At 63.4% G+C, this 22,833-nt stretch carries 15 protein-coding genes and 1 pseudogene; 5 read left to right on the top strand and 11 right to left on the bottom strand.

Features of this window, described 5'->3' with window-relative positions; all coding sequences use genetic code 11:
- Positions 1–17: 17 nt before the first annotated feature.
- The 4 genes from HNQ66_RS02515 to HNQ66_RS02530 form a co-directional block, all read right to left on the bottom strand.
- Entirely contained in the window at positions 18–311 is a 294-nt protein-coding gene (locus HNQ66_RS02515) for a type II toxin-antitoxin system RelE/ParE family toxin (protein WP_184140530.1), read from the bottom strand.
- Positions 311–565 carry a type II toxin-antitoxin system ParD family antitoxin gene (locus HNQ66_RS02520; protein WP_184140531.1) on the bottom strand — a complete coding sequence of 85 codons (255 nt, stop codon included), beginning with the start codon at positions 563–565 and terminating at the stop codon, positions 311–313. Before HNQ66_RS02520 ends, HNQ66_RS02515 begins: the two co-directional genes overlap by 1 nt.
- Before the next feature lie 170 nt (positions 566–735).
- The gene (locus HNQ66_RS02525; protein ID WP_184140532.1) at positions 736–1,047 is read right to left on the bottom strand and encodes a type II toxin-antitoxin system RelE/ParE family toxin; all 312 of its coding nucleotides are present in this window, start codon (positions 1,045–1,047) and stop codon (positions 736–738) included.
- Positions 1,044–1,295: an antitoxin gene (locus tag HNQ66_RS02530; RefSeq protein WP_184140533.1), complete on the bottom strand. Its 252-nt coding sequence runs from the start codon at positions 1,293–1,295 to the stop codon at positions 1,044–1,046. The genes HNQ66_RS02525 and HNQ66_RS02530 overlap by 4 nt, the downstream gene beginning before the upstream one ends.
- Before the next feature lie 747 nt (positions 1,296–2,042).
- Between HNQ66_RS02530 and HNQ66_RS02535 the strand changes: the two are divergent.
- Positions 2,043–2,909 (top strand): annotated as a pseudogene (locus tag HNQ66_RS02535) (class I SAM-dependent methyltransferase); the annotation flags it as partial.
- A 754-nt stretch (positions 2,910–3,663) separates the two neighbouring features.
- Positions 3,664–4,350, top strand: a complete 687-nt coding sequence (locus HNQ66_RS02540; protein ID WP_184140535.1) for a response regulator — start codon at positions 3,664–3,666, stop codon at positions 4,348–4,350.
- A gap of 16 nt (positions 4,351–4,366) precedes the next feature.
- Here the strand turns inward: HNQ66_RS02540 and HNQ66_RS02545 are convergent, their stop codons facing one another.
- The 5 genes from HNQ66_RS02545 to HNQ66_RS23685 all read right to left on the bottom strand — a co-directional run bounded on the left by HNQ66_RS02545 (position 4,367) and on the right by HNQ66_RS23685 (position 18,191).
- The gene (locus tag HNQ66_RS02545) at positions 4,367–5,803 is read right to left on the bottom strand and encodes a sensor histidine kinase (protein ID WP_184140537.1); all 1,437 of its coding nucleotides are present in this window, start codon (positions 5,801–5,803) and stop codon (positions 4,367–4,369) included.
- Positions 5,804–5,891: 88 nt separating this feature from the next.
- Entirely contained in the window at positions 5,892–7,190 is a 1,299-nt protein-coding gene (locus HNQ66_RS02550) for an HlyD family type I secretion periplasmic adaptor subunit (protein ID WP_184140539.1), read from the bottom strand.
- Between the two features lie 12 nt (positions 7,191–7,202).
- A complete protein-coding gene (locus HNQ66_RS02555; protein WP_184140541.1) occupies positions 7,203–9,101 on the bottom strand; it encodes a calcium-binding protein in 1,899 nt (632 codons plus the stop codon).
- Positions 9,098–10,876, bottom strand: a complete 1,779-nt coding sequence (locus HNQ66_RS02560) for a type I secretion system permease/ATPase (RefSeq protein WP_184140543.1) — start codon at positions 10,874–10,876, stop codon at positions 9,098–9,100. Before HNQ66_RS02560 ends, HNQ66_RS02555 begins: the two co-directional genes overlap by 4 nt.
- Positions 10,877–10,943: 67 nt before the next feature.
- A complete protein-coding gene (locus tag HNQ66_RS23685; RefSeq protein WP_210308653.1) occupies positions 10,944–18,191 on the bottom strand; it encodes a peroxidase family protein in 7,248 nt (2,415 codons plus the stop codon).
- A 287-nt stretch (positions 18,192–18,478) separates the two neighbouring features.
- Here HNQ66_RS23685 and HNQ66_RS02570 point away from each other — a divergent pair, with 287 nt between their 5' ends.
- Positions 18,479–19,891, top strand: coding sequence for a sensor histidine kinase (locus HNQ66_RS02570; protein WP_184140547.1), 1,413 nt, complete (start codon positions 18,479–18,481; stop codon positions 19,889–19,891).
- A complete protein-coding gene (locus tag HNQ66_RS02575) occupies positions 19,888–20,517 on the top strand; it encodes a response regulator (protein WP_184140549.1) in 630 nt (209 codons plus the stop codon). Before HNQ66_RS02570 ends, HNQ66_RS02575 begins: the two co-directional genes overlap by 4 nt.
- Positions 20,518–20,538: 21 nt before the next feature.
- Here the strand turns inward: HNQ66_RS02575 and HNQ66_RS02580 are convergent, their stop codons facing one another.
- The gene (locus HNQ66_RS02580) at positions 20,539–20,700 is read right to left on the bottom strand and encodes a hypothetical protein (protein WP_184140552.1); all 162 of its coding nucleotides are present in this window, start codon (positions 20,698–20,700) and stop codon (positions 20,539–20,541) included.
- 100 nt (positions 20,701–20,800) lie between these two features.
- Positions 20,801–21,487, bottom strand: coding sequence for a GntR family transcriptional regulator (locus HNQ66_RS02585; RefSeq protein ID WP_184140554.1), 687 nt, complete (start codon positions 21,485–21,487; stop codon positions 20,801–20,803).
- A 244-nt stretch (positions 21,488–21,731) separates the two neighbouring features.
- On the opposite strand from HNQ66_RS02585, the gene HNQ66_RS02590 reads away from it, so the two are divergent.
- Complete coding sequence (locus HNQ66_RS02590; RefSeq protein ID WP_184140556.1) at positions 21,732–22,832, top strand: ABC transporter ATP-binding protein; 1,101 nt, start codon at positions 21,732–21,734, stop codon at positions 22,830–22,832.
- Position 22,833: the final 1 nt, after the last annotated feature.

Consider the following 22,833-nt stretch of genomic DNA (forward strand, 5'->3'; position numbering starts at 1 on the left):
CTCGACAAAACAATTGACTAGAGCGAATCTGCTGCCCAATCCTCGTGGCTATGCCTGATACGGATCACAAAGACGCTTCCGTCCTCTTTGATGCGATAAACTACAAGGTGTGCCTTGAAGGGATGGATCCTAACAGGCGGAGAAATCTCATGGCGCTCACGCGCCATTCGTGGATTGCCGGCAATTAGCTCGAACAAAGTGAAGAGCTCATCATGATATCGTTTAGCAACCAATGCTCCGAAGATGCGAATGCCTTCTTCGGCAATTGAGATTACATCCTCTTCCGCTTGGACCGATAGGATGAATGGCATCAAGCGCGTTCGCGGCTGATCTCGGCTCGCGTGGTGGCTGCAGCAAACAGCTCGTCCGCTGAACGGCTCCCAACACCGCTTCTAATTCCGTCATCGACAAACCGCTGCATCTCGGCAATCTTGTCGGTACGCGCCTGATCTCTGCGGATCAAGTCTCTGACGTAATCGCTCGCATTCGAATACCGACCGGTCTTAGCTTGGGCTTCAACCCAATCTTTCATGGGGGCCGGCAGGGATACGTTCATCGTCGCCATTTGAATCTCCTTGATTGGGTAACGATATCCGCCAATGGCAAAGTTTGTCAAACTATTGGTTGCCGTGCGGCAGGCTCTTGAAAGGATCAGAACTGGCGCCCCCTTTTTGGGCCACGCAATAACAAGGATTTGACGGTGTTCCGCTCAGGTAATCTCCCCTCCGTCCAACATCATTCGTTTAGACGATCAACCAAGCGCTTCATGAGATCCATTCGTTCATGAAGAATCGCCACGATGAGGGCGGGCGCATCCTCTCGTGGCAGACAAAAGACGTAGTGATGTTGGCATCGCGCCATTCGTAACGCCGGATAAAGTGCACTCATATCCCTGAAAGAACCTTTGCCGTCGGCAAGGATTGAGATACCTCGCTCCAAACCCGAGACATAGCGGCGTACTTGGGCAGCACCCCATTGCGCACGTGTGTAGCGGATTACCGAACGTAGATCTGATTCCGCCTCCGCGGTCAGAATGTAGGCAGTCAAGCACGACCCTCGGGAATCTCCTCGTCGAGGATCTCACCTACGGTTTTGGTCGACAGTCTACCGACGAGCCCCTCATTGACGCGCGTGTTTATCAACGTCTTCAACTCCTCCCAGGCTCGTTCTGCGTCTTCGTCACCGGGAAAGAGGCGCTCAAGTGCATACTGCTTGATTGTCTTGCCCTGCAAAGCAGCCAGCGCCTTTAGGCTTTGATGTTGCTGATCCGTTATGTCGATCGTCAATCGGCTCATCTAACATGCTCCTGAACTGAGGATACCCATATTCGCACATATGTGGGCATGTGGCCACCACGGATACCTCTGATCCGATATCACTTGGAGAGATTTGTTCTTTCCAAGAAGACGCCGATCCCCCTATCTACCTCCGCTCGAGCACAATCCCAGACCGACCGCTGGACGTGTGCGTCTAGCTCTTGAAAGGAATCGAACAGTCGAGCGCCTTCCAGCTATCGGCCGCTGGGAAAGCCTCGTTCTCATTCCGTTATAATTTTGTCGCCGAACATTATAACGGCGCCTTTTGCCGCGAATTCTCGGTTAATCGATTGACGAAGAATGAGGGAGTTATAATGTTTTCCTCAATGCATTATAACTGAACGCACGAACGATAAAAAAACGTTCAGAAAATTGGTCCATCCTCAAAAAACGTTCAAAGAACGACTGTGTGGCGGTGCAAGGTAAGGCCTTTCGAAAGACCGGGGTTTTATTTCTTCTCTGTACGAAAATATACCTCAGACGCTCGAAACGTTCCGCCTATCCGCTTGCATTGAACAACGACATCGATCGAAGTTCTCAGCAGGTTCCATGCAACTCGTCGGCTCGTAATCGGTCCAGCTGTCGATTTCGATAGATTGGCTGGGGCCTTAATCGCGCACACGATTGGCGGGGCAAGAGCAGATCAATAGGTGCCGGCGCTCACAGATACATTGTTGCTGCTGGCCGACGTGAACTGCACTGCCGTAATCCAACCAGGAGGCGATCATGGTGGATCCGCAGATTATCGAGCGTTGGCGCAACGCGCCCCGACTGACGTCGTTCGCCCCATTCTTCGAACGCACGGCGAGCGGGAAAGGCGGAGCTCCAGACATTGCTTTGCCTGAACCGGACATCAGCCTTCATGACTTCGATCTCGACTGTGCGGTCTACGCCGACACGCATGTGCGGCTTTTCGGCAACTTCGACAGCCATTATCACGCGAGCATTCCCTACAGGCTCGAAGAGACCTGCCGTCTCGGGGCAACGGTACTGTCTTTCTGCCTTCGTGCTTGGGCGAAGTCGGCCCAAGCGTCTACTGTCTACACGCTGGGCACCGGAACGGGCTGCATGGCGCGGTCTGTCGCAGCGCTGGGTGACGGGCGCATCAAGACACTCGCCTGCAGTCCGACGCTGGCCAATCGCGACGCATTCTTTGCCAGGCGGGGAAGCGAACATGCACATTTCTTCTTAGGCCCGTTTTTCGAGCTGGACGCTGACCGATACGCAACCGATCCCGGCCTTCTGCCCTTCCAGGACGGCTTCGATGTGCTCGTCGAAGATACGACTTTCCAGATGTATGATCGAGATCGTGCGGCACAACTCGCATTCATCGTCCCACGCATCCGGCATGGGGGCATTCTCTTGCAAGTTCAGAAGCTCGCGCACAAGAATCGCGACATTTATGCCGAGCGCGAGCGCCAGAAAGACGACCTTTTCAAGAGTCGATATTTCTCAGCCGGCCAGATTTCAGAAAAGAAGTCCGAAATCCTCGAGACAATGGCAGATTGTCAGGTCGATCTACAAACGACGGCCGCCGCCTTGCAACTGTTTTTCCGTTATTCGGTGCTGACCTGGAACAGCGGCAACTTCTACTGATCCCCGTTTCTGAGCGCTGTCATCTATCTATCAGCCGCGGACCATGCGGGACTTGCGCTTCTCCACAGGATAAATCGAAGGAAAGGCTGTCTCAGCGCCGAGCCGTTTCTTGGTCGATCCCACACCCGACGGTTCGCATGTGTCCTCGCTCATACTCCAAAGACAACGTTTCGCTTGAGGCAATTCGTCTGCAGGCCAAACGACTACAGTGCGTGAATGGGGGAAGCAGCGCCGCGGGAGGCCACCGGGTTCTGGCAACGAGAAAGGGCGTCGCGGAAGAGAGGACGCATAGCGCGTAGCAACGAGTAAGAAGACTATCGCGGGTTCGGCGGGTGTGTTTTGCGGTGGATGAACGATCCGCTCCGGAACGGTACTCATTTAATCTTGGCTATAAGTCAGAAGGCTTGTCTGGGGGCGGTGGCGATATGCAACCGGCTGAATTCAGCCGGATGAGAGACGCCCTGCTTGCATCGTTGCGTTCCCGCGTGGTGCGCGCCGGCGTCTACACAACAGTTTCTCGTATTCCGCCCAAACACACTGCTGATTGATGGTAGCGGTGGGTTACTGTGATCGGTAGCTCCAGGCGGAGTTTCTTGCTGATTGGAATGCCTGCGTTTCCCGGGCCGAGAATGTCGGGCATCGGCAGGCGCCATTCAGATGCTGTGACTTTAATTTACCATGTGTTAACTTATCGATTTACGCCGTTCTGCACTGGGCCTACAATCTATACCTGCAAGAGGGAGCTTCGTGTATGGCAGTCGTCTCCATAGCGTTTGTCGATGATCACCCGGTGCTGCTGGGCGGGCTGGCGCATATCTTTTCCGAGATGCCGGGGTTCAAGGTACTCGGCACGGGGCGTTGCGCTTCCGATGTCGTCGAGGTCTCGACGACGATGCATCCCGATATATTGTTGCTCGACCTGAACATGCCGGGGGATGTCTTTGCGGCGATCCATCGCAGCCGTGAAGTCGCGCCCCGGACCAAGGTCATCGTCTTCACCGCCTCCGCCGGGATCGACCATGCGGTGAGGGCCTTCGAGGCGGGGGCCATCGGCTATGTGCTGAAGGGCAGCACGGACGAAGAACTGATGCAGGCGATCGAAACGGTGCTTTCCGGCGAGACGTTCATCACGCCGAGCTTTGCCGGAAAGGTGATTTCGGCGCTTCGCACGTCGGCAATGCCCCGGTCCGCGTCGCAGGCGGTCAGGTTGAGCGTTCGCGAGGACCAGATCGTCCGGCTTCTCCTGCTCGGCAGGACGAACAAGGAGATTGCCCACCGTCTCCAGATCAGCGAGAAAACGGTCAAGCACTATATGACCCTGCTGATGCAGAAGCTGCATGCCCGCAACCGGGTCGAGGTCGTGCTGGCCGCGCAGGAGCTTGGCGGTTTCACCGCCGAGAAGGCGAGCGGCCGGAAGGGCAGCGGCCTTCTCAATTGAAGGGTTTCCACCGCGTTCAAGGCGCGGGCACGGGCTTGAGGCCGGCCTCGATCTGCGCAAGCTTGCTGATGGGCAATTCGACGTCGACCACCGTTCCGCCCGCCTCCGATCGAATGACGATAGTGCCGCCGAAGGTTTCGACGCGGCTTTGGATGCCACGCAGGCCAAGCCTGGACCCATCGCCGGCAGGGGACCTGTGCTCCGCTGCGAGGCCGCCGCTATCGGCTATCCGCAATCCGATATTGGCGCCCCTCAGTTCGGCGTGGACGCGCTGCCCGGCGCCGCCGGCATGCTTGAATGCGTTGTTCAGCGATTCCTGGACGATGCGATAGATGCAGATCTTCAGGGCGCCGGTGACATGCTTCGGCAGATCGCCGAATTCGACGTCGACCCGGGTGCCGGTCAGGTTTTCATGGCGCTCGGCGGCGAGCCTGATGGCCTCCCTGACCCCGAGATCGCCGATCTCCGGCAAGACCAGACCCGCCGAAAGAACACGCAATTCATGGATGACGCCCGCCGTCAGCTCCTCGATTGCCGCGGTATGGGCGGCCGTTTCCTTCGTCGGTCCGCCGCTCCGGAGCCTGCCAAGCCTTAGCATCAACAGGCTCAGGATCTGTATCGGGCCGTCGTGAAGATCGAGGCCTATTCGCCCGATCAGTTCTTCATTGGCGGCATTGGCGTCCAGCCTGGCGCGCTCGGCCTTCAGGCGAAGCTCCTCGTTCGTCGCCGCCAACTGCTGCGAATCCCGAAAACGCGCCTGCAATTCGGCCCGCTGCCGCGATATCAGCCGGCTCCCCCGGCGAACGATCAGGTAAAGCACCGTGAGCATGACCAGGGTGGTGAAGCACACGACGATCCAGGTCCGCATCACGCCGAGTTCGAGCTGTGCGTCGAGGATTTCTGCATTCTCGTAGATCTCGCCGACGGCGATCACCTCCCCTGTCGTATTGCGGTGCAAGGGCGCATAGACTTCGATCGTGGAGAGGCCGAGCTTCTGTTCATGGGCGCTTTCCCCGCTCGTCATATCGTCGAACTCGGCGATGACCTCACCGCCTGCGGCCCTGGCGACATCCGCCGAGACGAATTTCCGGCCGATCAGGTCCTTCGGCTCGTTGACGTAGATCACCGTGCCATCGACTCTCCATATCTTGACGGAGATGATGCTCCTGCGGATCGGCTGGTCGTCGAAGAGCAGCGCATCAAGTGCCTTCTGGCTTTCTGCCGGCAATCGGCCGTCCGGACCGATATCCTGGACCAGCGGTTCGACGAAGGCCTCGAGAAAGGCGGCCCCGGCCGAACCGGAGACCGCAAGGACGCTTCGTGTGATCTGCCGGTTGATCCAGGTTCCGAGCACCGCCATCGAGAGGCACAGCACCACTGCCGCCGCCGCCAGGAACTGGCTCGACAGGTTCAGGCCCGAAAGCCAGCCCTTCTCCCTTTCGTGCTCCTCCATGACAGGCGGCACCCGTTCCATTTCCCCCTTGGCAGGATACACGCAAAGCGGCAGGCGCCAATAGCCTTGCCACCGGGGACTGAAGAAGTCAGCGCTCGCGGAACGCCTTGCTGAACTGGTCGACGATCGGCTTTATGAGGTAGGAAAGCGCGGTCCGTTCGCTGGTCGTGACGTAAACCTCCACCGGCATGCCCGGAATGAGCCGGCTCTTGCCGATCTTGGCCAGTTCCCCTTCGCCGATCTCGACATCTCCCTTGTAGAAGAGCTGGCCGCTGGCCGTATCGCGCGTGGTGGCGGGCGAGACATGGGACACCAGGCCGGAAAGCTCCGGCGTCGTCCGCTGGTTCAGCGCCGTAAGGCGCAGGCGCGCGGCGCTGCCGGGCTCGACCTGGTCGATGGCCGCCGGCTGCAGTATGACCTCGACCTTCAGCCGCGCATTCGCCGGAACGATGGTTACCAGCACTTCGGCCGGGGTGATGACACCGCCGATCGTGTGGATGTTGAGCTCGTTGACCGTGCCGGCGAGCGGTGCGCGTATCTCGGTGCGCGACAGGCGGTCGGATATCGCCATCTGCCTGTCCTGTAGCTCGGACACCTTGGTCTCCACCGCCGTCAGTTCGCGCTGTGCCTCCGTGCGCGCCGTCTCATCGATGGCGATGATCTGCAGGCGGATCTCGTTCACCTTGCTGCGCGCGCGGGCAATGGCGGCATCGATCTCCCCTTGTTCTCCCTGGAGCCTTGCGAAATCCCGGTTCGCCGCGTAGAGCGGCGCGCGCTCGATCAATTGCTGACGGGTGAGCTTTTCGAGTTTGGCCCGCTGCTCTTCCACCAGGGCGATCTCGTCGGCCTTGGAGCTTCGCTGGGCCTCCAGCCCGACGATCTCCTTTCCGACCTGCACCGTGCCGAGTTCGAGCTGCTGCTTTCGGCTTTCCCGGTTCAGGCGGTTGCCCTCGAACAGCCGCTGCTCGCCGGTAACGAGCAGGCGCGTTTCCGCGTGGCGAATGTCGAGATCGCCGGGAAACTCGATATGCGCCAGCAGATCGCGCTCTGCCAGAAGGCGGGCCCTGCGGACGCTGAGCTCAAGCAACTGCGCCTTGACGATGGACAGTTCGGCCCGCGTCTGGGCGTCGTCGAGGCGAAGCAGAACCTGCCCCTCCTTCACCTGATCGCCCTCGCGCACCGCGATCTCGCTGACGATGCCGCCGTCGCGATGCTGGACGGCCTTTATCTGCTGGTCCACCGCGATCTGCCCTTGCGCGATGACCGCACCGGACAATTGCATCGTCGCCGCCCAGCCGCCCGCACCGGCAACCAGGAGGAAGCCGAGCGTCGTGCCGGCAAATACCCGCGGACCGATGCGAAAGGGATTGCTGTTTTCCTTGCTCATTGAAGCCTCCCGTCAAACCTGTTCGATGACGACGAGCATGCGAGCCCCGTCGATCGTCACGGTCGTTTCCCAGATGCCGTCCCGGTTGAAATCCGCCTCGATGACCGTCCGGCTCAGTTCGTCGACCCGGTCGTGGCGGTAGCGGATGGCAATGTCGTCCTCTTCGAAGTCGTCGCCGTAGATCGCCTCGAACTGGTCCTCGTGCCTGTCGAGGACCCGTTCGAAGATGTCATACTTCGACATGTGGATCCGGTCGCCGACGGCGAAATCGAGGATGATGTGATTTGCCGCAACAGGAGGCCCGGCACCTTCCGCCGGCAGGGCCGGAGGCAGGAACCGGAAGACGTCGTCGCCCGCGCCGCCCGTCAGGACGGTCGCGTGCCGCGTGCTCGCGGTGATGTAATCGTTTCCGCTTCCGCCAATGGCGGCCTCGAAGGAAGAGAGCGTGTCGCTTCCGATTTCGACACCGGATGCGCGGCCTTCGTCAAGGTCGATGGTCACGCCGGAGGCAGTGCGGGAATAGTCTATCGTATCGTGGCCGTCGCCGCCGTCATGGATGTCGTCGTCCCCGTCGGGTGCGGCCACGACCCGGTCGTCGCCGTCACCGCCGAAATTGACGTCACGGCCGGGGCCGTCGATCAGAAGATCGTCGCCGTCGTCGCCATAAAGGCGGTCGTCCCCTTCACCCCCGTCGAGGATGTCGGCGCCGGCGCCGCCGAACAGCATGTCGTTTCCTGCGTCGCCGAAGAGGACGTCGTTCCCGTCATCCCCGTAAAGCCGGTCGTCGCCGTCGCCGCCGGAAATCGTGTCGTTGCCCGCACCGCCGAAGACGATATCATCGCCGTTGCCGGCAAAGACGATGTCGTCGCCGTCTCCCGCCACGATGTGATCGTCACCGTTCCCGCCGGCAACGACGTCGTCGCCGCCCCTCGCATCGATGTTGTCGTCCCCGGCCCCGCCGGCGATATCGTCGCCGCAGGCCGTGCCGAGGATGATGTCATTGCCGTCCGATCCCTCGATGACGTTTCGCCGGACGTTGAAATAGGCGACCTGGTCGACGAAGAAGTCGCCGTCCGTGATCTGATAGCTGAGCGTCACCTGCCCTTCGAGCTTCGCTCCGCCCTGGAACAGCCAATATCCGTTCGCCGGCACCAGCGTGCCGTGGGAAATCGTCAGGTTGCGTATGGAGAGCACGTCGCCATCCGGATCCTGGGCGTTGCGCAGCAGATCGGAAAGAGCGATGACCAGCGAGGCGCAGCCCGTGACATCCAGCAGATAGACGGGTCCCGTGACGCGCGGCGCGCGGTTGGCCCGCTCCGTCTCGCCGTCCTCGCCGGGAGCGTCGGTCTCCGTCTCGCCGTCGTCCGGCCCTGCTGAGCCCGCACCGGGAATGTCGGGCCGGCTCTTTCCGCCTCTGGGATTGCTTCCCGTGGCAGGCGCGTGGAAGAGCGATCCGGGGAACGCATTGTCGTTGGCCGCAAGGGACCCGAAGCCGAACGATTTCGCGCCGACCCATCCCTTGACGTCGATATCGAAGGTGATACCTGCCTGCAGGCTCTCCGGCCGGGCAAGTTCCTTCAGGAAGCGCTCGTCGGCCGGCAGGTCGCTTTCCTGCGGATAATCGTCCGGGGACGAAAGCGCGTGATCGACAGGCAGAACGAGATCCTGCGCGACGCCCGCGCCCGTGGACGACCCCTCGTCTTCCTTTTCAGTCTTCCGATCCTCCTCCCCCTCCTCTGCCGGGCGGGCGTTGCTCTCGAAGAAGGAGCGGAGATAGAGGACCAGCCCCGCCAGCATCAGGCCCAGCGCAAAGGGCGTCCTGGATTTGAGCTCCGCTCCCTTCAGGACATAGCGCCTGGACGGATCGGGCTCGGCGGGTGCCTGCCTTGTTGCCTTGATATCGATGATCATGTCAAAACCCGCGCCGCAAGACCTGCGCGCTCCATTCTCATGTGGCTTGCGGAAGCGGCGGCCGGTGCGGGCGGCGTTGCCTGGATGACGGCGCCGAGCACGTCTTCCTTCGGCCCGAAGGCCGTCATCTTCCCGTTCTGCACCACCGCGACCATGTCGACCGCAGCGAGCGCGCTCGGCCGGTGCGCGATGACGACGACGATGCCGCCGCGACACTTCACGCCCTCGATGGCGGCGGTGAGAGCCGCCTCGCCCTCGCTGTCGAGGTTGGAGTTCGGCTCGTCGAGCACGACGAGGAAGGGATCGCCGTAAAGCGCGCGGGCAAGGCCGATGCGCTGGCGCTGGCCACCGGAAAGCGACACCCCGAGCGGCCCCAGTTCCGTCTTGTAGCCATCGGGCAGGCGCACGATCATGGGATGGACGCCCGCTGCCGCGGCCGCCTTGACGATGGCCCGCGCCTCCGCGGCCTCATCGAGACGGGCTATGTTCTCCTCGATGGTGGCGTCGAGCAGCGAGACCTCCTGCGGCAGATAGCCGATATAGGAGCCGAGCCGGGCGTCTTCCCATTGTGTCAGCTCGGCATCGTCCAGCCGCACGCTGCCGCGCAGTGTCGGCCATATCCCGGTCAGTGCGCGTGCGAGGGTGGTCTTGCCACCGCCGCTGGAGCCGATGACGCCGAGGGCCTGGCCGGCCCTGAGCTCGAAGCTGACGTCGCTCAGCAGCACCCGGCCTGACCCCGGTGCGGCGACGGTGAGGCCTTCGACCTTCAGCGAGCGTTCCGGTGCCGGCAGGTCCATCGGTTCGGGCGCTGACTGCAGGGCAACCACCGTTTCGCGCAGCCGCTGGAAGGCCGCCCTCGCCGCAACGACGCTCTTCCAGTTGCCGATGGCAAGATCGATCGGCGCCAGCGCCCGTGCCGAGGCGACGGAGGCGGCGATGATGGCGCCGGCGGAAAGCTGACCCTGGATGGTCAGGTATGCGCCCAGCCCCAGCACCGCCGATTGCAGGATCATCCGCACGACGCGCGAAATGGCGCCGAACGTGCCGGTGATGTCGTTGGCGCGCGTCTGGAGATGAAGGTGGTCCTCATTGGCGCGGTCGAACCGTTCGACGGCCCGGCGGGCAAAGCCCATCGCCTTCAGGATATCGGCGTTGCGGGCATTGGAATCGGCAATCGCGTTGCGGGTCACCACGGCCGTATGGGTGGCGCCCGCCAGCCGCCGCGTCATCAGTTCCGTGGCGATGGTCAGGAGCGTCAGCACGACCGCCCCACCGAGGGCGAGCGCCCCGAGAAGCGGGTGGAGGATGTAGACGAACGCGAGGAAGAGCGGCATCCACGGCAGGTCGAACAGGGCGATCGGCCCCTGGCTGCCGAGAAAGCTGCGAACCGTATCGACGTCGCGCCCGCGCTCGAGCGATTCCGCCGTCGAGAAGCCGAAGCGCGGCATGTCGACAGCGACACGGTGGGCCAGCGGCGCGATCTTCCGGTCGAGGCGCGCACCGATCCGCACGAGGATCTGTGCACGCAGGATATCGAAGAGGCCCTGGAAGAAATAGAGGCCGACCGCCAGGATCGAGATGGCGAGCAGCGTCGGGATGCTCGCGCTCGTCAGTGCGCGGTCGTAGATTTGCAGCATGTAGAAGGCGCCCGTCAGCGCCAGGATGTTGATGATGCCGGACATGACGAAGAGGAAGAGGCCGACGGCGCGGAAGCCGCCGGTCAGTTTCTCCGCATTCTTCCGCCTGGCTGCGGACATCGGCTCTTTGGAACGCATGACTGTCACCCGCTGAACTGGATTTCGCTTGCCGGAGGCGCCTCATGCGCCTCCGGTCCCATGTGTGTCAGAGATCGAAATCGCTGGCCGTCAGGTTGTGCGAGCCCTTGATCGAGAGCTTGAAGTCCGCGGTGTTGCCACCGGAGGCGTTGCCCTCGACGACGGTGTAGTCGATGCCGTCGCGGTTCTCGTGGGTGACAAGCAGTTCGCCGCTCGCACCGGAGAAAGCGCCGGAAACCAGCGTGAAGGCCTGGTTGCCGGAAGCCGCCCAGTTAGCGTCCATTCCGCTGAGGTCCAGCCTGTCCCCGGGCTGGAAGCCCATGATGGTGTCGCCATGCGCATCGCCTGCCGACAGGAAGCGGAAGATGTCGTTGCCCGCGCCCCCGTCCATCACGTTGACGGCGGCGCTCGCCGTTATGACGTCGTTGCCCGATCCGGTGACGATGTTCTCGATACCCCAGATCGTATCGGAGCCGGACTGGGCGCTGACGACGCTGCCGCGGCCGTTGAAGCCGGTGCCGAGATCGGCCGTGATGTTCGCATTGATGGCGGACATGTCGAGCGTGTCGTTGCCGTTGCCGCCGTTCATGTGGTCGCCGTAGTAGACGTCGTCGCCGTCGCCCACCGCCGCCACGAAGATGTCGTTGCCGTCGCCGCCGAAGACCGTGTCGTTGCCGAGGCCCCCGTCGAGCAGGTCGTCGCCGGCTTCACCGAAGAGGCGGTCGTTGCCGGCATCGCCGTAGATCATGTCGTTGCCGCTGCCGCCGAGCGCGTTGTCGGCGCCGTCGCCGGCAAAGATCATGTCCCGTCCGTTGCCGCCGACGATGGCCTCACCGTTCACGGTGCCGATCAGGACCCCGGAGGCATCGTCGTCGTCCTCCGTCCCGCCGGCCTGATTGTCATCGTCGTCGTTGTCGTCCTCATCGTCGTTGCCGTCCGGCACGACGCCGTTGTCGTTATCGTCGTCCTCGTCCTCGTCCTCTTCGTTCAGGTTGCCGGTTGCTGGCGGAATGAAATCGCCCGGCACGGTCCCGTCGCCTTCCGAGACGAATTGCGGCAGGCCGCCATTGCTGAAGAAGGTCAGCGAATGCCCCTCGCCCACGAGCGTGGTGGAGCCGTTGACGTTCCGGACCATGTCGTAGTCGTCGATGGTCGTTTCGTTCGGCAGTTGCACGACATCCTGCGGCCGCAGCGTGCCGATGATCGTGTCGTTGCCGCCCTTGGTCTTGAAGACGACGCGGTGAGCCGAGGCGAGTTGCGAGATGTCGACCGTATCGTCGCCCTCCGAGCCGATGATGGTGATCGTGTTCAGCCGCAGGCTGGTCTCCTCGCCCTGCTCGGCGAAGTCGCCGATCAGTTCGAAGCGGTCGCCGCCGGCGGTTCCTGCACCGCTCGCCGGGCTGCCGTTGATGACGATCTCCTCGATCTCGGACAATTCGGCGATGACCTGCGGAGCGCCCTCGATGCCGTTCACCACGACCGAGCGGGTCACCACGATCTCCGTGCCGCCGCCGCGAAGCGCGAGGCCCGGAATGACGGTCTCGGCGTCCTCGGCGGGATAGAAGCGGAAGATCTCGTAGGAATCGTCGCCGGTGATGACGAAGGTATCGCCGGCAATGCCCTCCGACCCGCCATCGACCACGTCCCAGCCGCCATTCGGCGCCTGCCAGTGGATGATGTCGTCGCCGCTGTCCCCGAAGAGGAAATCGTCCCCTGCCCCGCCGTCGATGACGTCGTCGCCCGATCCGCCGTTGATCGTGTCGCTGCCGCCGTTCCCGAGAATGATATCGGCGCCCGCGGTCCCGTCGAGCGTATCGTCGCCGTCCGTTCCGGGAATGATATTTTCACCGGCAAGGATGAAATCCGTGCGGTCCACCGTATTGTTGCCCGTCCCCGAAACGCCGTTGAGCGTGATCGATCCGCCGCCGGCGATGTCGATGCGCGTCGTGGTGCCGTTGGAGGTGATGGAAACGCGTGCGTCGAAGTCCGCCTCGGTGATGCCGAGGCCGCTGAGGTCGATCTTGTCCTGGCCGCCGCCGGTGGGGTTGGCGTCGAAGCTGGAGACGACATCGTCGCCGAAATCCAGTTCGTCATAGACCAGCCTGCTGAAGCCGGCGCCGAGATTGATCGTGTCGTTGCCGGTACCGCCATTGACCGCGTCGTTGCCGTTGCCGGCATTGATGACGTCGTCGCCGGCCCCGCCATGGAGGAAGTCGTCCCCGTTGCCGCCGACCAGCCGGTCGTTGCCGGCCTCGCCGTAAAGGCTGTCATTGCCGGCGCCGCCGGTGATGACGTTGTTGAGCTCGTTGCCAGCCCCGGTGAAGGTGCCGGTCCCCGTATAGGTCAGGTTCTCGACGTTCGCGTCGAGAATGTAGCTCGCCACCGTCGTCTGGACGGTGTCCGTTCCGCCGTTCTCCAATTCGACCACCGTATCGCCGATGTCATCGACGATGTAGGTGTCGCCGCCCGCGCCGCCGACCAGCAGATCGGCGCCGGCGCCGCCATTGAGCGTATCGGCACCGTTGTTGCCGAACAGCATGTCGTCGCCGGTATTGCCCAGCAGCGTCGTCGCCTGGGAACTGCCCAGGTCGACCAGAATGGTATCGACGTCCGGTGCCGCCTCAAGCGTGGTGCCCGTTCCCGTGTGCAGCGCGTAGCTGCCGCGCATGATCTCGTCGCCCTCGTCGTCGGCAAGATAAAGCTCGTAGCCGTGATAGCTGCCGCCGTCGAAGGTGATCGTCTCGATGGTGCTGCCGGCACCGTTGAACTGGCCCGCCACGCGGATCGTCTGCCCGTTGAGCGTGATGACGAGATCGCCATTGGCGGCCCGGCTGAAGTTGAGGGCAGAGAGCGCCTCGCCGTTGGTCGCCACGCTGATCCGGTCGTTGCCGGACGTCTCCTCGATGCGGTCCGTGCCGTCATTGAGGCCGAAGACATAGATGTCGTCGCCGGCGCCGCCGCGCAGCGTGTCGTTGCCGGCCCCGCCGATCAGCACGTCGTTGCCGGAAAGGCCGTTGAGCGTATCGTTGCCCGCAAAGCCCATGAGGACGTCGTGGGTGAGGCCGGTGCCGACGACGTCGCCATTCAGCGTCTCGTTGGCATCCGTGCCGGAGATGACGTTCATCGTCAGGTCGGTGAATTCGAGCCGCTCGATGTTGCGCACCGTGTCGCGGCCATCGAGAACGGGCCGCTCGGTCACGCCCTCGATGTTCTCGGCGAGGGGATCGGTCTCGTCCGTCGCCGGCGGCGCGTGGTCGACATAGAGGCTACCGTCGGTGTTCACGCCGAAGCCGTAATGCTCGCGAATGTCCGTATAGACGGCCGTGTCGATGTCGCCCGCGGCGTTGCCGTCGACGATCTCGCGCACGATCGACAATTGACCCGGATTCAGCACGCCGGCCAGCATCAGCATGTCGAGGGAACGTCCGCCGAACTGTGCCGATGCCCCCGCCCGTACCGCGCCCTTCACCATGTCGGTTTCGAGGTAGACCTTCTTCGTCATGCCGTCGGCCGTGTAGGTCTCGCCGTTCGCGACGATCCGGATGCGCACGTTGAGCCATTTGTCGCCGTCGATGACATCGTCGCCGGCAAGGCCCTTGATGCGGTCGCTGCCGCCGCCGCCGAGCAGGATGTCGGAGGCGTCCGCCGTTTCGAGGACGATGGTCTCCGCGACGCCGTCGTTGCCGACCTCGACATGGCGCTGGCGATGGGCGACCAGCATATCCAGTCCGTCGATGAGCGCGACATTGCGCTCGAGAAGGGCATTCGAGTAGGAATAGAGCGGCGAATCCGGGCCGGGGATGGCCGCCGTTCCGGTTGCCTCGACCCGGGTGTTGACCGGTACCACGCGGCCCGTCAGCACGTCGTCGAATTTCCAGCCGGAAAGCCCCTCCACCAGATCGAAGCGGTCCCGCAGGATGAAGGCTTCCTGGTTGGCGAAGATGGGGATGCCGAGGTCGGAATTCGCCGCCACGGGATCGTCCTTGTGGATGGCCCAGTCGAAGCCGGACATGCCGTTGCTGCGCTGGATGCCGACGCCCTGGAACATGATGTCGTCGCCGGCCTCGGCGTCATAGTCCGTATCGCCGTTCTGGCCGTTCAGCACGTCGTTGCCGACGATGGTGGAGTTGAACATCAGCTCGGAGTTCTCGCCCGCAAGCGTATCGAAGCGGCCGCCGCCTTCCAGCCAGTCGTCGCCGGCCTCGCCGAGCAGGAAATCCATGCCGTCGCCGCCGAGGATGAAGTCGTTGCCAATGCCGCCCATGACGGTCTTGCCGTCAGGGCCGGCGATCAGGAAATCGTTGCCTTCGTTGCCGAAGATCAGCGAAAGCCCACTGCCACCGTGAATGACGTCATTGCCTTCCTCGCCATGGAGGAAGTCCATCGCGCCGATATCGGTGCCCGCATTGGTGATGATGTCGTCGCCCGAGCCGCCGTGGATATGGTCCACGCCGTAGCCGCCTTCCAGGCGGTCGTTGCCGGCCCCGCCCCAGATCGTGTCGTCGCCCTCGCCGGTGATGATGTGATCGTCGCCGTCTGTGCCCTGGACGACGACGTGCTCGACGCCGTTGTAGCGCAGGTACTCGGCAACGCCGTCGCCATCGGCATCGCGGCGCTCGACCAATGGAGACAGGGCCTCGAGATAGGGATTGTCCTGGACGGGATCGCTCTTGCCCGTCATGGCCAGTTGCCTTGCCGCGTCGAGATAGAGGACCGTGTCCGGACGCGAGAAGAAATCGCCGGGGATCGCCGTGCCCGTTTCGCCAAGGTCGGTCGTGCGCAGGGCCATCTTGGAAAGCGAGTTGCCTTCGAGTTCGGAGAGCAGGTTGAGCCCCTGGACGCGCGAGAGATAGTAGAAGCGGTCGCCGTCCTGCAGGTTTTCCATCTGCAGCTCGAAGATGAAGGAGAAGGTGGAGCCGAGCATGCCGCCGAAATCCATCTTCTTCTCGGCAAGGCCGCCCACCCACAGGTCGACGTTGGAAAGGCCGCCGAGCCCATCGGCATAGGGGCCCGTGCCGGAAAGGAAGGCCGTGCGGTCGCCGGGCGACGCGATCGTCCGGTTCGCCCCGAGGCTTTCGTCCCAGAACGTCTCGGCCGTGCCGAACACGATCGCCATCGCCGCGGCGCGCTTGCCTTCCACCGTGGTCTCGTTCGCGATCGTCGCATGCGTGCCGTAGGCGGCGATGAAGTTGACGATGGAGGCCGGGTTCTTGAGGTTGAGCGCGAAGTCGGTCCAGTTTGCATAAGGAGCCAGCTGGCTGTCGCCGTGCGCCATTGCCTGGAACTGGGCGCGCGCCTCGTTCAGGGTCGGCATGCCGGTGTCGCGGCCGCGCGCGATGTTGATCGTCGCAAGGTCGAGCGGGATGCCGAGCAACTGGTTGCGCAGGGTGTTCGTGACGAACTCGTCGATCTCGTTGCCGACCTGTGCACTCATCCCGCGGATGATCGCTCCGGCCGCCTCGGCATGGGTCAGGCTCCCGCCCTCGTCATAGGCGACGGGATTGAGGAAGGCCTCGAACAGCGACATGTGGTTCGCCGAGCCGTCGGCGGCGACACGGTCGACATTCTCGTTGAGCATCGAATGGCCGAAGCGATAGACCACGTTGGCGAACTCGGAGAAGATCGCCGGGTTGATGTCGGGATCCGGCTCGAACAGGAAGGCGTCGACATCCGGCTGCATCTTGCGGGCGAATTCCTCGAAGACGAGATGCTGGTATTCCATTTCGGTGACGAAGCGGGCTGACTGGAAGAGGCGTTCGCCATCCCAGACGAGATCCTCGAGATTGGCCGGAACGGCCGTGACATCGACCAGCAGCCACTCGTTGAGGAACGCGATATCGCCATTCGCCGCCGCCTCGAGTGCGACCTGCTTGGTCTCCTCGACCATGCGGTTGTGTTCGCCATGGAAGATGTGATGGATGGTCGTCAGGCCGATATTCTCGTTCCCGCGCCCATCGCCGGTGATGAAATGCGCATCCAGGAGCTCGTCGTCATACTCGACGTTCTGCCCTCGGGTGTTGGTTGCGACCGTGTTGCCTGCCACGTCATCGGCATCGGCGGCGAGGACGCCGGCGGCGAAGACCGGAACGGCCGTGTGCGCGATGTCGTCGAGGAACGCATGGCCCGTGCGGAAGGCGCCGACGGCGCTCGGATCGACGGGGTTGGCAGGGTCGCCTTCGAGAAGCATGTCGTCGGCGGTCCCGAAGAGGCCGTCCGCGCCGAGCCCGACCACCAGTTGGGGATAGCCGTTGGCCCCAGGGATGAAGTTGCCGTACTCGTCGGTCGCGATCAGCGGGATATTGCCGATGTCCGCATCGGTGAGCCTGATGCCGAGCACGTCTTCGGCATGTGCCTTCACATCCGCCCATGTCGCCAGGCCGTGCCCGCTGCCTTCGAGCAGGCGGCCCGTCGCAACGGGCGTTCCGTCCGGTCCGTCCTCATACTCGCGCATGAAGACCTGCTTGGAGGCATGCGAGCCGTAGGTCTGGTTCTGGTCCACCCACGGCGTCGTCGTGTTGCGTGCGCCATCGCCGGTGGTCGCGCGGGTCAGGACCATGAAGTTGGTGTGCGGGCTGGCGGGATTGTAGAGCGGATCGTCCGGCGAGAGCGGAATATAGACCACGCCGTTGCCGCCCTTGGCAACGAGATCGAGGCCATGGTCGAAGAACTGGCCGAACAGGGTGAACAGGGCGCTGAAGGGTGCGGAGTCGCCGATATCGGGCGACACGTTGGGCAGGAAGACCGTCGGGCCGTCCATCTCGATGCCGTTCTCAACGAGAAGCGCGTCGAGCTGTGCCTTGGCCAGCGCATAGGCCTGGGAATTCGTCGGCAGTGCCTTGACGACGGTGTGGGCCGCGCGGATGGCCTGCAGGGCATCGACCTGCGCCTGCCCGACAACGCCGGCATATTCGAGCGCCGCGACGATGGCCGCCGGATTGTCGAGCGTCTGGTCGACGACGAGGTTGGAGATCAAGCGGGGTTGCGCATCGGCGACATCGCCGGGCTGCGCGTAGTCGTTGTTGGACGTGTAGGAGAAGGTGCCCGTGCCCTGGGTGAACTGGGGATCGGTCAGGGACAGGAACTGCTGGTCGGCCGAGCCCCAGTGCTCCCGGCCGGGCACAAGGTTGTTGTAGCTGCCGTCGACGGTCCGCAGGCCGTAGGGAAGCAGGTGGATTTGCGCGGAAGCGGGAGAATTGGGATCCACGCCTCCGGCCTCTGCCACGAGCGTATAGAGATCCTCGCCGGCAGCATGCCGTTCGGCAATCGTGATCTGCTTCAAGATGTACTGCAGGTCGTGCTTGACGATATTGACCATGACCATTCTCCCCCTGGTGCGTTTCCTGACGCTTTTCCGTGTGGCCAGCCGCGCGCTGCGTTGGGCGCGCATGATGGACATTGCGCAGGAATGATGCGCCCGACCGGAGCCTTCGCACCACGGCGGATGGTCTGACGAGTTTCTTCCCCGAAAGGGCAATCGGCCCTGATCGCAAGGCGGGGGCGGCCCTGGACTTTGGTCCAAGCAGATGATTGGACCATCGGCAGTAGCCGGCAAAGGGGTTCCGTGGTCGTCTGGCGACAGAGGCAACGGAGCATCTTTGGCGTATGGTCGAAGCAGCAGCCACATCGCCACGCTTTCACCGGGCGCGCGGCTTTCGAAGCCTCAGCCAGTCGATACAGTTCGCGCTTTCCGGCGGCATCGTCATGCTGGCGGCGATGTTTCTGGCGGGCGTCGTCATCTCCGGGATCGTCACCCGCGCGGCGGTGGAAAGCACGGCGACAAGCTCGGCCCTTTTCCTCGACAGTCTCCTGTCGCCGCTCGTCCAGGAACTCGCGCATCGCGATCTCCTCGGCGCACAGGCCATCGCCCGTCTCGACGCGACGTTGAAGAACGGTGCCTTCGCCGACCGCTTCGCCCATGTCGATATCTGGCGGAACGACGGACTCGTCGCCTATTCGACGACCTCCGGCCTGATCGGCGGCCGGTTCCCGCTGCCGGAAGGCGCCGCCATGGCCTTCGACGGCGAGGTTTCGGCGCGATACACCGACCTTGCGGCCGGCGAACATGTCGCGCGGGCCTGGACGACGAAATACCTGGAGATCTACGTCCCGCTACGCGAACACAGGTCCGGCCGTATCATCGCGGTCGTCGAGATACATGAACTGACGCAACCGCTCGAGGTCAAGCTGCTGCGGGTGCGCATACACACATGGCTCGTCGTCACCGGGGCGGCCCTGTCGATTGCCGCCGCCCTGACCGCCGTCGTCTACCGTAATAGCCGGCTGATCGCGCAGCAGCAGATCGCCCTTCAGAACCGACTTGGCGAAATCGAGCGCGTTTCCAACCAGAACAGCGAGTTGCGCATGAAGGTCCAGCGGGCCTCGGGCCGGCTCGTGGAGATGAACGAAAGCTACCTGCGCAATGTGGGCGCCGAACTGCACGACGGCCCCGTCCAGCTCATCGGCCTTTCCGCCCTCAAGATCGAGCAGGTCCGGCGTGCATCGAACCGGAGCGGACGGGAGACGATCCTGTCGGCGATCGAAGGCCTTCTCGGCGATGCCTTGCGTGACATGCGCGCGATCGCGCGAGGCCTGATGCTGCCGGAAATCCAGCAGCTTTCCCTATGTGAAATCGTCACAAGCGTGGCGCGCGTGCATGAGCAGAGAACCGGAACCGCCGTCCGCGTGATCTGCGAGGGCGTGCCGCTCGACACCCCCCAGGCGGTGCGCCTGTGCGCCTATCGCTTCGTGCAGGAAGGCCTCAACAACGCCTATCGTCATGCCGGCGGACACGGGCAGACCGTCGAGTGCCGGCACGACGGCGATCTCGTCATCCTGCGTGTCAGCGATGACGGCGCGGGCGCGGGCGGGCGTGCGGAGCGGCACGACGGCAGCCTCGGGCTGCTCGGTCTGCGCGAGCGCGTGGAGAGCCTTGGCGGCACCTTTTCCGTGCGTCACGGCCCGCAGGGCACCGTCATCGAAATGAGCGCGATCCTGAACGGGGGAGAGGAAGCATGAACGCGCCGATCAGGATCATCGTGGTCGACGATCACCCGCTGTTCAGGGCAGGCGTCACGCAATCGCTCGCTCTCGATCCGGCGATCACGGTCGTCGCGGAAGGATGTTCGGGCAGCCAGGCGCTCGAGCTGGTCGAGCGGCATGAGCCCGACGTCATCCTGCTCGACATCTCCATGCCCGGCAACGGCATCGAGGCGGCCGCGGCGATCACCGCGACGCAAAGACCGCCGCGCATCCTGATGCTGACCGGCTCGGACGACGGCCATGACGTGATGCGGGCGATCGAGGCCGGGGCGGCGGGTTATGTCCTGAAGGGCATCGGCGCGAACGACCTGATCGCCGCCGTCAAAAGCGTCGCGGCCGGCGAATCCTTCGTGTCGCCGAGCCTCAGCCTCGGTCTTCTCACCCGGTTGAGCGGCAAGGTGGAAACGGCCCCCCTCGCCCGCCTGACCCCTCAGGAGCTCCGCATCCTGGAATTGCTGGCACGAGGGCACAGCAATCGCGAGATCGGCGGCAAGCTCGAGGTCCATGAGAAAACGGTGAAGTTCCATGTGACCAACGTTCTGAGGAAGCTCGGGGCTCGCAACCGCGTCGAGGCCGCTCTCCTGCTGAAGGAGAAGAAGTAGGCGCGGGGCGGGCCTGTCCTGTCAAAGGCCCTGCGGGGCGATGAACTGGTAGTAGGCCCACACGAGCGCGATCACGACGACGACGGCAAGCCAGATCAGCCCCTTTTTCGGACCGGGCGCGAGAGGCTTCTTTTCCTGCTTCGGTTTCCGGCGTTCGAATTTCAGAACATTGTCGTCGCTCAAGGCATCCTCCGTGACATGCAATCCCGCACAGGGTCTGGCGGCCATTCTATCGGATCGGCAAGCATGCGGGGAGAAAATAGCGCGGGCGGCGCGCCTTGCCTCAACCCGTTCGGCCGAGGGCGGCGATGCGCTCGAAATGGCCGCGCCCCAGATGGCCGGTGCCGTCGCGGATATCGGCGACGATGGCGGCCTTGAGGGCTTCGGCGTCGCGCGCGATGATGGCGGCCAGCGCCTCGGCATGCCGGTCGACCTGATAGGTCTGCGACAGCGTTTCGCCCGCACGGCGCATGAAGGGGCCGAGGCGCAGCCAGAGGGATTCGATGAGCGGTAGCATCACCGAACCGGGACGCGCCTCGTAGAGACAGCGGTGGAAATCGAAATTTGCCTCTACAAGACGCCCGAAATTGCCGGCGGCCAGCGCCTGGTCCGCCTGCTGGTCGAAGGCGCGCAGGCGGGCAAGCCGCAAATCGTCGATGAAGGGCATGGCGCGCTCGGCGGCGCGCGTCTCCAGGGCGATGCGCGCGTCAAGGACATCCTCGAAACGCTGCGGGTCGAGATCGGGCACGCGGACACGGCGATTGTCGAGCAACTCCAGCGCGCCTTCCGAGACCAGCCTGTGCAGGGCCTCGCGTACCGGCATGGCGCTGACGCCGAGCGTTTCGGCAAGACCGTTGATCGTGACGGGTTCTCCGGGCGTGAACTGCCCCGTCATGATGGCGCGCCGGAGCACGCGATAAACCCATTGCTTGGCGGATTCGGACGCCTCCCGACCGGCCGCGACCAGCATGCCTGTCCTCCCCTCCTCCTGCCGCGGCTCGTCGCCTCTGGGCTGAATTCCCGGCGCTTTGCACGCAGAACGGATAAATCGTCGAGGCCCAAAATGGCCCTTTACAGTTTTGATCAAATTATGATTTGTTGTGATCATAAGCAAGGCAAGCCTATCACATAAGAGCCGTCATCAGCGGCCGGACAGAGGACAGCCGGCGGTTTGGGCAGAGGAAGCTCGGGGCCGGACGACCAACGGGGAACCGATGACTGATACCCGAACGACCGCGGCCCATGGCGGCGCCATCGGCTTGCACGGCATCAAGAAGTGGTTCGGCACCTTCCAGGCCGTCGACGACGTCACGCTGGATATCCGCCCCAATGAGTTCTTCACTCTGCTCGGCCCGTCGGGCTGCGGAAAGACGACGCTTCTGCGCATGATCGCCGGCTTCGAGCTGCCGACGGAAGGGCAGATTCTGCTCGACGGCGCGGACATTTCCAGCCTCCTGCCCAACCAGCGGCCGGTCAACACGGTCTTTCAGAACTACGCCCTCTTCCCCCATCTGTCGGTCGCCGAGAATATCGCCTTCGGCCTGAAGATGCTGGGCCGCCCAAAGGCGGAAATCGGCACGGTCGTCAACGACATGCTCAGGCTCGTGCATCTCGAAGGGCGCGGCGACAACCCGGTGACGCAGCTTTCCGGTGGCCAGCAGCAGCGCGTGGCGCTCGCCCGGGCGCTCGCGCCGCGGCCGAAGGTGCTCCTGCTCGACGAGCCGCTTTCCGCGCTCGACCTCAAGCTGCGCAAGTCCATGCAGATGGAGTTGAAGCGTCTGCAACTGGAAACCGGCATCACCTTCGTCTTCGTCACCCATGACCAGGAGGAGGCGCTGACCATGTCCGACCGCATCGCCGTCATGTCGGCAGGCACGGTCCGCCAGGTGGGCTCCCCCTGGGACATCTACGACCGCCCCGCCGAGCGCTTCGTCGCCGACTTTATCGGCGAAACGAATTTCCTGGAAGCCGACGTCGTCTCCGTCTCCGGCAGCGCCGCCCGCGTGCGCCTCTCCTCCGGCGCCGAGATTTCTGCGAGTTTCCCGGCCGACGCCGTACCGACCGGTTCCGTCACGATCGTGGTCCGACCCGAGCATGCGCGCGCGGGCGCCCCGACCGGCATGTCGGTCCTGCGCGGAGCGGTTCATGACATCGTCTATCTCGGTACCGATACGCATCTTCATATGCATCTCGACGACGGAACGACCTTCACCGTCCGCCAGCAGAATGCCCGCAGCGGCCATTGCGGCTTTTCCAAAGGAGACACCGTCGGCATCGACTTCAGCGACGGCGTCGCCCAGATTCTGAGGGACTGAC

It is taken from the genome of Shinella fusca (assembly GCF_014203155.1).
GTDB lineage: Bacteria > Pseudomonadota > Alphaproteobacteria > Rhizobiales > Rhizobiaceae > Shinella > Shinella fusca.